General features: G+C 65.8%; 12 protein-coding genes. 2 read left to right on the top strand and 10 right to left on the bottom strand.

The genetic code is table 11. The annotated features are described in order from the left end of the window. Positions 1-3: 3 nt before the first annotated feature. The 10 genes from HWX14_RS01025 to rpsB form a co-directional block, all read right to left on the bottom strand. Complete coding sequence (locus HWX14_RS01025; RefSeq protein ID WP_069256978.1) at positions 4-501, bottom strand: OmpH family outer membrane protein; 498 nt, start codon at positions 499-501, stop codon at positions 4-6. A gap of 64 nt (positions 502-565) precedes the next feature. Continuing rightward, entirely contained in the window at positions 566-2,875 is a 2,310-nt protein-coding gene (bamA, locus tag HWX14_RS01020) for an outer membrane protein assembly factor BamA (protein ID WP_126362160.1), read from the bottom strand. A 61-nt stretch (positions 2,876-2,936) separates the two neighbouring features. Next, complete coding sequence (gene rseP / locus HWX14_RS01015) at positions 2,937-4,307, bottom strand: RIP metalloprotease RseP (protein ID WP_175881199.1); 1,371 nt, start codon at positions 4,305-4,307, stop codon at positions 2,937-2,939. 11 nt (positions 4,308-4,318) lie between these two features. Further along, the gene (locus HWX14_RS01010; protein ID WP_175881198.1) at positions 4,319-5,515 is read right to left on the bottom strand and encodes a 1-deoxy-D-xylulose-5-phosphate reductoisomerase; all 1,197 of its coding nucleotides are present in this window, start codon (positions 5,513-5,515) and stop codon (positions 4,319-4,321) included. 15 nt (positions 5,516-5,530) lie between these two features. After that, on the bottom strand, positions 5,531-6,352 hold the full coding sequence (locus HWX14_RS01005; protein WP_175881197.1) for a phosphatidate cytidylyltransferase: 822 nt from the start codon (positions 6,350-6,352) through the stop codon (positions 5,531-5,533). Next, positions 6,346-7,128, bottom strand: a complete 783-nt coding sequence (gene uppS / locus HWX14_RS01000; protein ID WP_006478494.1) for a polyprenyl diphosphate synthase — start codon at positions 7,126-7,128, stop codon at positions 6,346-6,348. The genes HWX14_RS01005 and uppS overlap by 7 nt, the downstream gene beginning before the upstream one ends. 49 nt (positions 7,129-7,177) lie before the next feature. Further along, a complete protein-coding gene (gene frr / locus HWX14_RS00995) occupies positions 7,178-7,738 on the bottom strand; it encodes a ribosome recycling factor (protein WP_059464256.1) in 561 nt (186 codons plus the stop codon). A gap of 91 nt (positions 7,739-7,829) precedes the next feature. After that, positions 7,830-8,543 carry a UMP kinase gene (gene pyrH, locus HWX14_RS00990; RefSeq protein ID WP_006402648.1) on the bottom strand — a complete coding sequence of 238 codons (714 nt, stop codon included), beginning with the start codon at positions 8,541-8,543 and terminating at the stop codon, positions 7,830-7,832. Positions 8,544-8,699: 156 nt separating this feature from the next. Continuing rightward, entirely contained in the window at positions 8,700-9,581 is an 882-nt protein-coding gene (tsf, locus tag HWX14_RS00985) for a translation elongation factor Ts (RefSeq protein WP_175881196.1), read from the bottom strand. Positions 9,582-9,743: 162 nt separating this feature from the next. After that, positions 9,744-10,484 carry a 30S ribosomal protein S2 gene (gene rpsB / locus HWX14_RS00980; protein WP_006758564.1) on the bottom strand — a complete coding sequence of 247 codons (741 nt, stop codon included), beginning with the start codon at positions 10,482-10,484 and terminating at the stop codon, positions 9,744-9,746. A 378-nt stretch (positions 10,485-10,862) separates the two neighbouring features. Between rpsB and map the strand changes: the two genes are divergently transcribed. Further along, positions 10,863-11,678: a type I methionyl aminopeptidase gene (gene map / locus HWX14_RS00975; RefSeq protein WP_126362171.1), complete on the top strand. Its 816-nt coding sequence runs from the start codon at positions 10,863-10,865 to the stop codon at positions 11,676-11,678. Between the two features lie 46 nt (positions 11,679-11,724). Continuing rightward, positions 11,725-14,301 (top strand): [protein-PII] uridylyltransferase, encoded by a 2,577-nt coding sequence (locus tag HWX14_RS00970; protein WP_175881195.1) that lies wholly within the window; start codon positions 11,725-11,727, stop codon positions 14,299-14,301. The last annotated feature ends 11 nt before the right edge of the window (positions 14,302-14,312 follow it).

The raw sequence follows: 14,312 nt of genomic DNA, 5'->3' as shown, positions 1-14,312 counted from the left end.
CGTTCAGTTCGTCGAGCCGGACGCGAGCGCCTTGAGCACCTTGTCGGTGATGTCGATGCGCGGGCTGACGTACACGGCTTCCTGCACGATCAGGTCGTAATTCTGCTGCTCGGCGATCTGCTTGATGACCTTGTTCGCCTTCTCCAGCACGGCTGCGAGTTCTTCGTTGCGACGCTGGTTCAGGTCTTCGCGAAACTCGCGCTGCTTGCGCTGGAAGTCGGTGTCGAGCTGCGCGAGATCGCGCTGCTTCTGCGCGCGATCGGCCGCCGACAGCGACGTGCCGTTCTTGTCCAGCGAATCGGACATCGACTTCAGGCGCGCCGCCAGGTCCTGCAGATCCTTGTCACGCTTCGCGAACTCGGCTTCGAGCTTCGTCTGCGCCGCCTTCGCGGGCGCCGACTCGCGCAGGATCCGATCCGAATTGACCGCCGCGATGCGGGCGACGTCCTGTGCGTGCACCGTTGCCGCGCCTAAGGCCAGCGCAACGGTCAGCGCGCACATCACTCGTTTCGAAAACTTACCGGTTAGCAAAATTACCCTCTCGTTGCTGTTGTCATGCGTTCGGTCAGAACGCCGTCCCGATCTGGAACTGGAATTTCTGGTACTGGTCGCCTTCGTGCTTCTGCAGCGGGAAACCGAGGCTCAGCTTCAGCGGGCCGATCGGCGAGATCCACGCGAGACCCACGCCGTAGCCGTAGCGCAGGCCGTTGGCGCCCGTACTCGTGCCGCCCGGCGCATTGCCCCACACGTTACCGCCGTCGAGGAACGTGAACACGCGCAGCGTGCGGTCGTAACCCGTGCCCGGCAGCGGGAACGTCAGCTCGATGTTGCCGACCAGCATCTTCGAACCGCCGATCGGGTCGTTCGTCTTCGTGTCGCGCGGGCCCAGCGAGCTCGGCTCGTAGCCCCGCACGGAGCCGATACCGCCCGCGTAGTAGTTCTTGAAGATCGGGTACGGGTTGCCGATACCGTTACCGTAGCCGCCTTGCAGGTTCAGGCCCAGGATGAAGCCGCGCGAGAACGAATAGTAGTACTGCGCCTGCAGGTCGGCCTTGTAGTACTGGATCTTGCCGACCGGCACGCCGTACTCCATGTTCGCCTGCGTGAAGTAGCCGCGGCTCGGAATCAGCGCGCTGTCACGCGCGTCGCGCGACCATGCGACCGTCAGCGGCACCGTGTTCGACACGCGGCCGAACTCGTTCACGTAATCCTGATAGCTCTGCGGCGTGTTCGAATCGACGTCGAGGCGGTTCTGCTCGAAGCCCGCGCCGAAGTAGACGGTGTCGACTTCCGAGAACGGAATGCCGAACTTCAGGTTGCCGCCCGCGCTGATGATCCGAAAGCTCGAGCTCGTCGAATAGTAGAGCGGCTGGTACGTGCGGTAGAAGACGTCGGTGATTCGCTTGATGCCGTCGACCGTGAAGTACGGGTCGACCTGCGTGACGGTCAGGGTCCGGTAGCTCTTCGCGGTGTTGACGTTCACCGACAGGCTGGTGCCCGAACCGAACACGTTGTCCTGCGACACGCCGGCCGACAGCACGACCTTGTCCGTCGACGAAAAGCCGGCGCCCAGCGTGATCGCGCCGGTCGGCTTTTCGTCGACCTTCACGTTCACGTCGACCTGGTCGTTCGTGCCTTCGACCGGCACCGTCGTCACGTCGACGTTGGTGAAGTAGCCGAGGCGGTTCACGCGATCCTTCGACAGCGCGAGGCGGTTCGAGTCGAACCACGAGCTTTCGAGCTGGCGCATTTCGCGGCGCACCACTTCGTCGCGCGTGCGCGTGTTGCCGACCACGTTGATGCGGCGCACGTACACGCGGCGGCTCGGATCGACGACGAGGTTCAGGTTCACCTTGTGGTTCGCCTGGTCGATGTCCGGCTGCGCGTTGACGGTCGCGAACGCGTAGCCGTATTCGCCGAGCTTGTCGACGATCGACTTGGTGGTCTGCTGCAGCTTTTCGGCCGAGAAGCGGTCGCCCGGCTTGATCTTGATCAGCTTGTTGAGTTCGGCCTCGCGATCGAGCAGGTTGCCCGACAGCTTGATGCCCGACACCGTGTACGGCTCGCCTTCGTGCAGCGTGACCGTCAGGTACATGTCCTTCTTGTCGGGCGAGATCGACACCTGGGTCGAGTCGATGTTGAACTCGAGGTAGCCGCGGTTCAGGTAGTACGAGCGCACGGCCTCGAGGTCGCCCGTGAGCTTTTCCTTCGAGTACAGGTCGTTCTTCGTGTACCAGGAGAACCAGTTCGGCGTCGACAGCTGCATCTCGTCGCGCAGCGTGCTGGTGCTGAACGCCTTGTTGCCGATGAAGTTGATCTGGCGGATCTTCGCGCTCGGGCCTTCGGCCACCGCGAACAGGATCGACACGCGGTTCGCGTCGACCGGCGTGACCGTCGTCTTGACCTCGGCCGCATAGAAGCCGCGCGTCAGGTACTGGCGCTTGAGCTCCTGCTCCGCCTTGTCGACGAGCGCCTTGTCGTAGTAGCGGCCATCGGCGAGGCCGACCGCGCGCAGCGCCTTCGTCAGGTTGTCCTTGTCGAATTCCTTCGTGCCGGTGAAGTCGATCGACGCGATGGCCGGACGCTCCTGCACCTGCACGATCACGACGTTGCCTTGCGTGGCGATGCGTACGTCGTTGAAAAAGCCCGTCGCGTACAACGCGCGGATTGCTTCGGATGCCTTGTCGTCCGTGAAGGTATCGCCCTGCTTGATCGGCAGATAGGCGAACACCGAACCCGCTTCGACGCGCTGCAGCCCCTCGATCTTGATGTCTTGCACCACGAACGGTGCCGCTGCATGCGCCGCGAGGCCGTGCGCGGCGAGCGCGGCCGCTGCAACTGTCTTAGGTACAAAGCGATGAGGTTTGAACAACATGCATCCCCAATATTTAGCTGCATCAAATCAGGCGGCTGGCCAGCGGCCGCCGCCTGACGCTTCAGAAATGGATTAACCGAGCCAAATCGTTGAACAGCGCGATCGCCGACAACGCGACGATGCAGATCAACCCGGCTCTTTGCAGAATCAGCTGCCAACGCTCCGAGACGGCTTTCCCGGTCGCGGCTTCAACCGCATAATATAACAGATGCCCCCCGTCCAAAACGGGAATCGGCAACAAGTTCAGGACGCCAAGGCTAATGCTGACAAGGGCGAGGAACGACAGGAACGCCGACGGACCGAGCCGCGCGCTCTTGCCTGCGTAGTCGGCGATCGTCACCGGGCCGGACAGGTTCTTCAGCGACGCGTTGCCCGTGATCATCCGCCCGAACATCTTCAGCGAATACACGGAAATGTCCCACGTGCGGTGCGCGCCGAGCCGCAGGCTGTCGATCGGCCCGTAGCGCACGTCCACCGACGGCGCGTGCATCGACAGCGCCGCGCCGATCCGGCCGACCTGCTGCCCCGATTCGTCGTCGCGCTGCAGCTGCGGCACGATCGATACCGTCTGCACGGCGCTGCCGCGCTCGATCCGCAGCTCGAGCGGCGTGCCCGCATGGTGCTTCACCGTATCGATGAAGCGCGACCCGCCGCCGATCGGCTTGCCGTCGAGCGCGACCAGCTTGTCGCCGACCTTCAGGCCGGCCCGCTCCGCCGCACTGCCCGGCTGCACCGACGCGACCGACAACGTGCCGCCGCCAGCCTCGAAGCCCAGATGGGCCATGAAATCGTCGTCGAGCTGGCTGTCGGGCACGTTGCGGAGATCGACGCGGAAGTCGAAGGTCGCACTGCCGTCGCGCGCGCCGAGCACGACCTCGCGATGGTCGAACGCGGCCGACAGCAGCTTCCAGCGCAGGTCCGACCACGATCGCACCGGCTCGGACTCGCCGCCCTGCGCGTTGCGGATCGACACGACCGTCTCGCTGCCGTCGAAGCCCGCGCGGGCCGCCGCCGTGCCGGCCGCAGGCGGTGCGACGATCGCGGCCGGCTCGGTCACGCCGGTCGCAAATACGAGGGAAAACAGTGCGATTGCCAGCAGGAAGTTCGCAATCGGCCCGGCCGCGACGATCGCGATGCGCTTGTAGACCGACTGGCGGTTGAACGCCTGGCCGAGCTCCTCGGGCGGAATGCCGGGGCCCGGATCGCGCTCGTCGAGCATCTTCACGTAGCCGCCGAGCGGCAGCATGGCCAGCGTCCATTCGGTGCCCGTCCTGCGGCTGACCCAGCGCGCAATCGGCTGGCCGAAGCCGATCGAGAAACGCAGCACCTTCACGCCGCACCAGCGCGCGACGCGATAATGTCCGTACTCATGCACGACGACCAGTACCCCGATCGCCACCGCAAACGCGACCAGTTCGACCAGTACGTTCATGAGCACCCCATTCAGACCGTACGCTCCACGCGTGGCGCAGGCGCTTTCGCAATGATCGCGGCGGCGAGGCGGCGAGCCTCGGCATCCGCCGCGAGGACGTCGTCGAGCCCGTCGGGCGCGCGGTTCGGCAGCGTGTTGAGCACCGCGTCGACCGTCGCCGCGATCGCCATGAAGCCGATCCGGCGCTCGAGAAAGGCTTCGACCGCCACTTCGTTCGCCGCGTTCAATGCGGCGCTCGCGATACCGCCTTCCTCGAGCGCCTTCAGCGCGAGCGCGAGGCACGGGAAGCGCGTGTAATCGGGCTTCTCGAACGACAGCTGGGCGATCTGCGCGAGATCGAGCTGGTCGACGCCCGCGTCGACGCGCTCGGGGAATGCGAGCGCGTGCGCGATCGGCGTGCGCATGTCGGGGTTGCCGAGCTGCGCGAGCACCGAGCCGTCGCGGTACGACACGAGCGAATGGATCACGCTCTGCGGATGGATCAGCACGTCGATCCGGTCGCCCGGCAGCCCGAAGATCCAGTGCGCCTCGATCACCTCGAGGCCCTTGTTCATCATCGTCGCGGAATCGACCGAGATCTTGCGGCCCATCACCCAGTTCGGGTGCTTGCACGCCTCGTCCGGCGTCACGTCGACGAGCGTGGCCGGCTCGCGCGTGCGGAACGGGCCGCCCGACGCGGTCAGGATGATCTTCGAGATCCCGCCGTGCTCGGCCGCGTCGCGCGGCATGCACTGGAAGATCGCGTTGTGTTCGCTGTCGACCGGCAGCAGGATCGCGCCATGGTCGCGCACGGCGTCCATGAAGATCGCGCCCGACATCACGAGCGCTTCCTTGTTCGCGAGCAGGATCCGCTTGCCGGCACGGGCGGCCGCCAGGCTCGGCGCGAGGCCGGCCGCGCCGACGATCGCCGCGACCACCGTGTCGCAGCCGTCGCTCTTCGACACGTCGACGAGCGCCTGCGGCCCGTGCAGCACGACCGTCTTGCTGCCCGCCGCGCGCAGTTTCGCGTCGACCTGCGAGGCCGTCGCGGCATCGCCGACCACCGCCACTTCGGGCGCGAAGCGCAGACACTGCTCGACGAGCTTGTCGCCGTTGCGGTGCGCGGTCAGCGCGTAGACCGAGAAGCGCTCGGGATGGCGCGCGACCACATCGAGCGTGCTGTCTCCGATCGAGCCCGTGGAACCGAGCAATGTCAGACGTTTTTGCATAACAGAATCAATGATTTAACCAAGCAGCAGCATCGCGAGCGGCAGCACCGGCAGCAACGCGTCGACACGATCGAGCACGCCGCCGTGGCCCGGCAGCAGTCCGCTCGAATCCTTCACGCCCGCCTGCCGCTTCAGCAGCGACTCGAACAGGTCGCCGATCACGCTGTACGCGACCAGCAGCGTCAGCGCGGCCCACGCGCCGGCCATCCCGTAGCGCGCGGCGAATGCAGAAAACAGGGTCGGTTCGAATGCATGCACGGCCATCGCGATACCGGAAACGACCATCACCGCGAACCAGCCGCCGATCGCGCCTTCCCAGCTCTTGCCGGGGCTGATCGTGATGGCCAGTTTACGCTTTCCGAAGGCCTTGCCCGCGAAGTATGCGCCGATATCGGCCAGCCAGACGACCAGAAGCAGCGACAGCACGAACGGTACGCCCTGCGCGCGGGCCGCAACGAGCGCGTGCCAGCAGGCGGCGAACACGACGAGGCCGGCGGCCAGCAGGAACGGCCGCCAGACGCCGCCCGCGAGGACGGGCTTGCGCCGCAGCGCGAACGGACCGACCAGCAGCCAGAACACGCCGGCCGCCATGAAAAGGGGACGGGACGAAGCCGTATCGACGCCGAGCGGCGCGGTGGCCGCGAGCGCGAGCGCCGCGACGACCGCATAGACGACCGGGCTGGCGCCGCCGAGCTTCAGCAGGCGCGCCCACTCCCACGCGGCGAACACGAGCACGATGCCGATCAGCGCGCCGAACCCGTTGAGCGGCGCGAACAGCATCACCGGCAGCAGCACGGCCAGCATCACGATCGCCGTGATCACACGGGTTTTCAGCATGAAAGGGAGTCGGCGTTCTGCGATTGCGGTTCGAGCTGCGCACTCGTGCGCCCGAAACGGCGCTCGCGCTCGGTATACGACGCCATCGCGTCGGCCAGTGCCGCGCCGTCGAAATCCGGCCAGTACTTGTCGGTGAAATAGAATTCGGCGTACGCGAGCTGCCACAGCAGGAAGTTGCTGACGCGCTGCTCGCCGCCGGTGCGGATGAAGAGATCGGGCTCCGGCGCGTAGGCCATCGCCAGGTGCGGCGCGAATGCGTCCTCGGTCACTTCGACCTCGCGACCTTCGCGCACGGCCTGCTCGACGAGCTTCTTCGTCGCCTGCAGGATGTCCCACCGGCCGCCGTAGTTGGCCGCGATGGTGAGCGTCAGACGGGTATTGCGCGCCGTCTTGGTTTCGGCGCGGCGAATCAGCTCGCGGATGCGCGGCTCGAAACGGTCGAGATCGCCGACGACACGCAGGCGGATCCCGTTCGCATGCAGCTTGCCCACCTCGCGCTCGAGCGCGGTGATGAACAGCCGCATCAGGAACGACACTTCGTCGTTCGGCCGGCGCCAGTTTTCCGAACTGAACGCGAACAGCGTCAGGTATTCGACGCCGGCGCGCGCGCAGCCTTCGACCACCGCCCGCACGGCGTCGACGCCGCGGGTGTGCCCCGCGACGCGCGGCAAGCGGCGTTCGGTCGCCCAACGGCCGTTGCCGTCCATGATGATCGCGATGTGACGCGGCACGACACCGACGTCAGGCACGCGAACGGTAGAGCTGGTATAGGTCATGGCCGTTGAGACAGTAATGCGGGAAGAAGGCGGCGCGCGAGGACGGTCGTCAGACCGTCATGATCTCGGCTTCCTTGCTCTGCACGAGCTTGTCGATTTCGGCAACGTGCTTGTCGGTCAGCTTCTGCACGTCGTCGCTCGCGCGGCGCTCGTCGTCTTCCGAGATTTCCTTGTCCTTCACGAGCTTCTTCAGCGCTTCGTTCGCGTCGCGGCGCAGGTTGCGGATCGCGACCTTGGCCGTTTCGCCTTCGCTCTTCACGACCTTGGTCAGCTCGCGGCGGCGCTCTTCCGTCAGCGCGGGCATCGGCACGCGGATCAGGTCGCCGGCCGTCGCCGGGTTCAGGCCCAGATCGGCTTCGCGGATGGCCTTCTCGACCTTCGCGACCATGTTCTTTTCCCACGGCTGCACGCCGATCGTGCGCGCGTCGACGAGCGTCAGGTTCGCGACCTGCGAGATCGGCACCATCGAGCCGTAGTAGTCGACCTGCACGTGATCGAGCAGACCGGTGTGTGCACGGCCCGTACGGATCTTGGCCAGATCGTTCTTGAACGCTTCGATCGAGCGCTGCATCTTTTGCTCGACGCCCTTCTTGACATCAGCGACACTCATTTCAACCTCCGAACCTTCAAACCTTCAAAGAACGCGGGCCCCGCGCGGCGCATGTCGCGCGCCGCGGCCGGTCGCCCGCATCCGCGGGAGTTTACACGTGGACGAGCGTACCTTCGTCCTCGCCCAGCACGATGCGCTTGAGCGCGCCCGGCTTGTTGATCGAAAACACGCGAATCGGCAGCTTCTGGTCGCGGCACAGCGCAAACGCCGTCGCGTCCATCACCTGCAGGTTGCGGCTGATCGCCTCGTCGAAGCTGATCGTCGTGTAGCGCGTGGCCGACGGATCCTTCTTCGGATCGGCAGAATATACGCCATCGACCTTGGTCGCCTTCAACACGACTTCGGCGCCCACTTCCGAACCGCGCAGCGCGGCGGCGGTGTCCGTCGTGAAGAACGGGTTGCCGGTGCCGGCCGCGAAGATCACGACGCGGCCTTCCTCGAGCTGACGGATCGCGCGGGGCCGGATGTACGGCTCGACGACCTGGTCCATGCGCAGCGCGGACTGCACGCGCGCCTCGATGCCGGCGTGGCGCATCGCGTCCTGCAGCGCCAGCGCGTTCATCATCGTCGCGAGCATCCCCATGTAGTCGGCCGTCGCGCGGTCCATGCCGGCCGCGCCGCCCGCGACGCCGCGGAAAATATTACCGCCACCGATCACGACCGCGAGCTGCGTCCCGAGACGCACGACTTCGGCGATATCGGCCACCATCCGTTCGATCGTCGCGCGATTGATGCCGAAGGCATCGTCGCCCATCAGCGCTTCGCCGGAGAGTTTGAGGAGGACGCGTTTATAGGCATTGGACATAGGGGCTTCCGAGCGACGAGAGGGTGACAACCACGAACTGTAGGGGCGAAATACTGATTCGGGCAAGCGCCGGCGACCGGACCGGGGTTCCCGGCCGGCCGGCGGCGCCGCCGGCCGCGGCGGAGCGGACGCCCGCCGCGGATACTGCCTGACTGCTTACTGCTGCTTGGCTGCTGCGACTTGCGCGGCCACTTCGGCGGCGAAGTCGTCCTGGCGCTTCTCGATGCCCTCGCCGACGACGAACAGCGCGAACTTCTGCACCGTCGCATTCGCTGCCTTCAGCATCTGCTCGATCGTCTGCTTGTCGTTCTTCACGAACGTCTGGTTCAGCAGCGACACTTCCTTCAGGTACTTCTGGACGCTGCCGTCGACCATCTTCGCGACGATTTCAGCCGGCTTGCCCGATTCGGCAGCCTTCTGCTCTGCGACGCGGCGTTCCGTGTCGATCAGTTCCGCCGGCACGTCGGCTGCCGACAGTGCGACCGGCTTCATCGCGGCGATGTGCATCGCGACGTCCTTGCCGACCTGCTCTTCCGCGCCCGTGTACTCGACGATCACGCCGATACGCGCGCCGTGCAGGTACGTCGCGATCTTGTTCGCGGTTTCGAAACGGACGAAACGGCGGATCGACACGTTTTCGCCGATCTTGCCGATCAGCGCCAGACGCACTGCGTCGACGGTCGAGCCTTCGAGCGGCAGCGCCGACAGCGCGGCCACGTCGGCCGGGTTCTGCGTCGCGACGAGTTCTGCCACCGTCTTCGAGAACGCGAGGAAGTCGTCGTTCTTCGCGACGAAGTCGGTTTCGCAGTTCAGCTCAACCAGCGCGCCTGCGTTGCCGCCGACGAACGAGGCGACGACGCCTTCTGCCGTCACGCGCGATGCGGCCTTGCTCGCCTTGTTGCCGAGCTTGACGCGCAGCAGCTCTTCAGCCTTGGCCAGATCGCCGTCGGCTTCCGTCAGCGCCTTCTTGCATTCCATCATCGGTGCGTCGGTCTTTGCGCGCAGTTCTGCCACCATGCTTGCGGTAATTGCCGCCATCATTCGCTCCTTGAGTCTGTATTCACAACGCCGCCCGCTTGGACGCGAACGGCCGAGATTCGTTTCCGGACCCGCGCCGATTCGGCGCGATCAGGTCCGGCGCACAAGCTTAAAAAAAGGGGGCCTGTTGAGAGCCCCCTTTTTGCGCCGGCTCGGGGCCAGTTACGCGTTTTCCTCGACGTACTCGTCGTCGCCGCGTGCGGCCTGGACCACTTCGTTGACCGCGTTCGCACGGCCTTCGAGGATCGCGTCGGCCACGCCTTCGGCGTACAGCGCGACGGCCTTGCTCGAGTCGTCGTTACCCGGGATCACGTAATCCACACCTTCCGGCGAGTGGTTCGTATCGACCACGGCGATGACCGGCACGCCCAGCTTGTTCGCTTCCGTGACGGCAATCTTGTGGTAGCCGACATCGATCACGAAGATCGCGTCCGGAATGCCGCCCATGTCCTTCACGCCGCCGATCGACTTTTGCAGCTTGGCGATTTCGCGTTCGAACAGCAGCGCTTCCTTCTTGCTCATCTTCTCGGTTTCGCCCGATTCGACGGCCGCTTCCATGTCCTTCAGGCGCTTGATCGATACCTTCAGCGTCTTGAAGTTGGTCATCATGCCGCCGAGCCAGCGTGCGTTGACGTACGGCATGCCCGCACGTTGCGCTTCCTGGGCGATCGTGTCACGCGACTGGCGCTTCGTGCCGACGAACAGGATCGTGCCGCGGTTCGCTGCCAGCTGGCGCACGTACTTCTGTGCGTCCGTGAACATCGGCAGCGTCTTTTCGAGGTTGATGATGTGAATCTTGTTGCGGTGACCGAAAATGAACGGAGCCATCTTCGGGTTCCAGAAGCGCGTCTGGTGACCGAAGTGGACACCCGCTTCCAGCATTTGGCGCATCGTAACTGCCATGTAAATTCTCCACGAGGGTTGGGTCTTAAGCCGGCTGCCGTACCGCCGCGCGAACCCGCCATGAAGGCGTGGATTCCGCACGGACGGCACCCTGGTTGCGCCGGCTTGCGATTCGGCACGTGCAAAACACCCGTGCCGTAAGCCTGTCACCGCGATGCCACCCCAAAATGGGGCACTTCGGCAAATTTGGATGTCGACTTAGCCAAAGAGTATAGCACGCAGATTTGTCCGCTCTCAAGTCGCGCGGCACTTCCGCTTGCCGCGCGGCAGCGGGCCGGACAATCCTCGAAAACCCGCATCCGCGCGGCCCGCAGGGGCTGCGAGGCCCGCCATAAGGTGCGATAATCCGTCAATTCACCGCATTCCAGGCATACCTCGATGGCTATTACGCTCAAAAACGAACACGATATCGCGGAGATGCGCGTCGCCTGCCGTCTCGCCAGCGAAGTGCTCGACTTCATCACGCCGCACGTCGTCGCGGGCGTCACGACCGCAGAACTCGACCGCCTCTGCCACGAGTACATGCTCAACGAGCAAGGCACGATCCCCGCGCCGCTGAACTACCAGCCGCCCGGCTATCCGCCGTACCCGAAGGCCACCTGCATTTCGGTCAACGACGTGATCTGCCACGGCATTCCCGGCGAAAAGGTGATCAAGAACGGCGACGCGCTGAACATCGACATCACCGTGATCAAGAACGGCTATTTCGGCGACACCAGCCGGATGTTCATCGTCGGCGAGGGGTCGATCCTCGCGAAGCGCCTCGTGCAGACCACCTACGAATGCATGTGGCTCGGCATCGACCAGGTCAAGCCCGGCGCGCACCTCGGCGACATCGGCTATGCGATCCAGAAGCACGCGGAGGCGCAGGGCTACAGCGTCGTGCGCGAATACTGCGGCCACGGCATCGGCACGGTGTTCCACGAGGATCCGCAGGTCGTCCACTACGGCCGCCCGGGCACCGGCATCGAACTGAAGGCCGGGATGATCTTCACGATCGAGCCGATGATCAACGCCGGCAAGCGCGACATCCGCACGATGCCCGACCAGTGGACGGTCAAGACGCGCGACCGCAGCCTGTCCGCGCAGTGGGAACACACGGTGCTCGTCACCGAAACCGGCTACGAAGTGCTGACCGTGTCGGCCGGCACGCCGGCGCGCCCGGTGTTCGCGCAACCGGCCGCCGCCGTCTGAGCGCCGTCGCGCCAGCCCGCCCCACCCCGCACCTGAACGGTCGCCCATGAGCGCTCACGCTGCCCCCTCGCCCGAAGCGCTGTCGCGGCGCGCCGAATTCAAGGCCGCCAAGACGGAGATGCTCGAGCGCTTTCGTCACGCGGCGAACGTCGCGTCGCTGATGCACGCGCTGTCGAAACTCACCGACGATGCGCTGAAGCGCGTGTGGGACGAATGCGGGCTGCCTGCGACGCTCGCGCTCGTCGCCGTCGGCGGCTACGGGCGCGGCGAGCTCGCGCCCTATTCCGACGTCGACATCCTCGTGCTGCTGCCCGATGCGCACGACGCGGCGCTCGACGCGCGCATCGAGCGCTTCATCGGCATGGCGTGGGATCTCGGCCTCGAGATCGGCAGCAGCGTGCGGACCGTCGCGCAGTGCATCGAGGAGGCGTCGCAGGACGTCACGGTGCAAACCTCGCTGCTGGAAGCGCGCCGCATCGTCGGCAGCACCGCGCTGTTCGAGCGCTTCACCGTGCGCTACCACGAGGCGCTCGACGCCCGCGCGTTCTTCACCGCGAAGGTGCTCGAGATGCGCCAGCGCCACGCGAAGTGCCAGGACACGCCGTACAGCCTCGAACCGAACGTGAAGGAAAGCCCCGGCGGGCTGCGCGACCTGCAGACGATCCTGTGGATCGCGCGCGCGGCAGGCTTCGGCAGCAGCTGGCGCGAACTCGACACGCGCGGCCTCATCACCGACCGCGAAGCGCGCGAGCTGCGCCGCAACGAAGGCTTCCTGAAAACGCTGCGCGCGCGGCTGCACGTCATTGCCGGGCGCCGCCAGGACATGCTCGTGTTCGACCTGCAGACGCAGGCCGCCGAGAGCTTCGGCTACCAGCCGACGCAGGCCAAGCGCGCGAGCGAGCAGCTGATGCGCCGCTACTACTGGGCCGCGAAAGCGGTCACGCAGCTCGCGACGATCCTGATCCAGAACATCGAGGCGCAGTTGTTCCCCGCGACGAGCGGCATCACGCGCGTGCTGTCGGCCGATCGCTTCGTCGAGAAACAGGGGATGCTCGAGATCGTCGACGACGGCGTGTTCGAACGCCATCCCGACGCGATCCTCGAAGCGTTCCTGCTGTACGAGACGACCCGCGGCGTGAAGGGCCTGTCCGCCCGCACGCTGCGCGCGCTGTACAACTCGCGCGAAATCATGAACAACGCGTGGCGCCGCGATCCGCAGAACCGCGACACGTTCATGCGGATCCTGCAGCAGCCCGAAGGCATCACGCACGCGTTCCGGCTGATGAACCAGACGAGCGTGCTCGGCCGCTACCTGTTGAACTTCCGCCGCATCGTCGGGCAGATGCAGCACGACCTGTACCACGTGTACACGGTCGACCAGCACATCCTGATGGTGTTGCGCAACATCCGCCGCTTCGCGGTGGCCGAGCATGCGCACGAATACCCGTTCTGCAGCCAGCTGATCGGCAACTTCGAGCGCCCGTGGGTGCTGTATGTCGCGGCGCTGTTCCACGACATCGCGAAGGGCCGCGGCGGCGATCACTCGACGCTCGGGATGGCCGACGCGCGGCGCTTCTGCCGCGAACACGGGATCGCCGGCGACGACGCCGCGCTGATCGTGTGGCTCGTCCAGCATCACCTGACGATGAGCCAGGTCGCGCAGAAGCAGGACACGAGCGACCCCGAAGTCATCAAGCGCTTCGCCGAAGTCGTCGGCAACGAACGGTATCTGACCGCGCTCTACCTGCTGACCGTCGCCGATATCCGCGGCACGAGCCCGAAGGTGTGGAACACGTGGAAGGGCAAGCTGCTCGAGGATCTGTACCGCATCACGCTCGCGGTGCTCGGCGGCGCGAACCCCGACGCGCATTCGGAGCTGAAGTCGCGGCAGGAGCAGGCGCTCGCGCTGCTGCGCCTGGAAACCGTGCCCGACGATGCGCACCGCGCGTTGTGGGATCAGCTCGACGTCGGCTTCTTCCTGCGTCACGACGCGGCCGACATCGCGTGGCAGACGCGTGTGCTGTACCGGCACGTGAACGCCGAAACCGCGATCGTCCGCGCGCGGCCGTCGCCGATCGGCGACGCGCTGCAGGTGCTCGTGTACGTGAAGGACCGCCCCGACCTGTTCGCGGGCATCTGCGCGTACTTCGACCGCAACGGGCTGTCGGTGCTCGATGCGCGCGTCAGCACGACGCGGCACGGCTATGCGCTCGACAACTTCATCGTCACGCAGACCGAACGCGACGTGCGCTACCGCGACATCGCGAATCTCGTCGAGCAGCAGCTCGCGACGCGGCTCGCCGAAACCGCCCCGCTGCCGGAGCCGTCGAAGGGCCGCCTGTCGAGGCTGTCCCGGACGTTTCCGATCACGCCGCGCGTCGACCTGCGGGCCGACGAGCGCGGCCAGTACTACATCCTGTCCGTGTCGGCCAACGACCGGCCGGGCCTTCTCTATTCGATCGCGCGCGTACTCGCCGAACATCGGATCGGCGTCCATGCGGCGCGGATCAATACGCTCGGCGAGCGCGTCGAAGACATCTTCCTGCTCGCGGGCGCCGGCCTGTCCGACAACCGCCTGCAGATCCAGCTCGAAACCGAATTGCTGCGTGCGATCGCAGTCTGAATGAATCCCAG

The organism is Burkholderia sp. BCC0044, from assembly GCF_902832955.1.
Classification (GTDB): domain Bacteria; phylum Pseudomonadota; class Gammaproteobacteria; order Burkholderiales; family Burkholderiaceae; genus Burkholderia.
Note: the sequence above shows the minus strand (reverse complement) of the source record. Positions and strands in the feature narration are given on the sequence as shown.

Bases quoted from the DNA above. Each gene is read 5' to 3' on its own strand.
- rpsB (WP_006758564.1), bottom strand. From the start codon at position 10,484: ATGGCAGTTACGATGCGCCAAATGCTGGAAGCGGGTGTCCACTTCGGT.
- HWX14_RS01025 (WP_069256978.1), bottom strand. From the start codon at position 501: ATGTGCGCGCTGACCGTTGCGCTGGCCTTAGGCGCGGCAACGGTGCAC.
- rseP (WP_175881199.1), bottom strand. From the start codon at position 4,307: ATGAACGTACTGGTCGAACTGGTCGCGTTTGCGGTGGCGATCGGGGTA.
- HWX14_RS01005 (WP_175881197.1), bottom strand. From the start codon at position 6,352: ATGCTGAAAACCCGTGTGATCACGGCGATCGTGATGCTGGCCGTGCTG.
- bamA (WP_126362160.1), bottom strand. From the start codon at position 2,875: ATGTTGTTCAAACCTCATCGCTTTGTACCTAAGACAGTTGCAGCGGCC.
- HWX14_RS01010 (WP_175881198.1), bottom strand. From the start codon at position 5,515: ATGCAAAAACGTCTGACATTGCTCGGTTCCACGGGCTCGATCGGAGAC.
- HWX14_RS00970 (WP_175881195.1), top strand. From the start codon at position 11,725: ATGAGCGCTCACGCTGCCCCCTCGCCCGAAGCGCTGTCGCGGCGCGCC.
- tsf (WP_175881196.1), bottom strand. From the start codon at position 9,581: ATGGCGGCAATTACCGCAAGCATGGTGGCAGAACTGCGCGCAAAGACC.
- pyrH (WP_006402648.1), bottom strand. From the start codon at position 8,543: ATGTCCAATGCCTATAAACGCGTCCTCCTCAAACTCTCCGGCGAAGCG.
- map (WP_126362171.1), top strand. From the start codon at position 10,863: ATGGCTATTACGCTCAAAAACGAACACGATATCGCGGAGATGCGCGTC.
- uppS (WP_006478494.1), bottom strand. From the start codon at position 7,128: ATGACCTATACCAGCTCTACCGTTCGCGTGCCTGACGTCGGTGTCGTG.
- frr (WP_059464256.1), bottom strand. From the start codon at position 7,738: ATGAGTGTCGCTGATGTCAAGAAGGGCGTCGAGCAAAAGATGCAGCGC.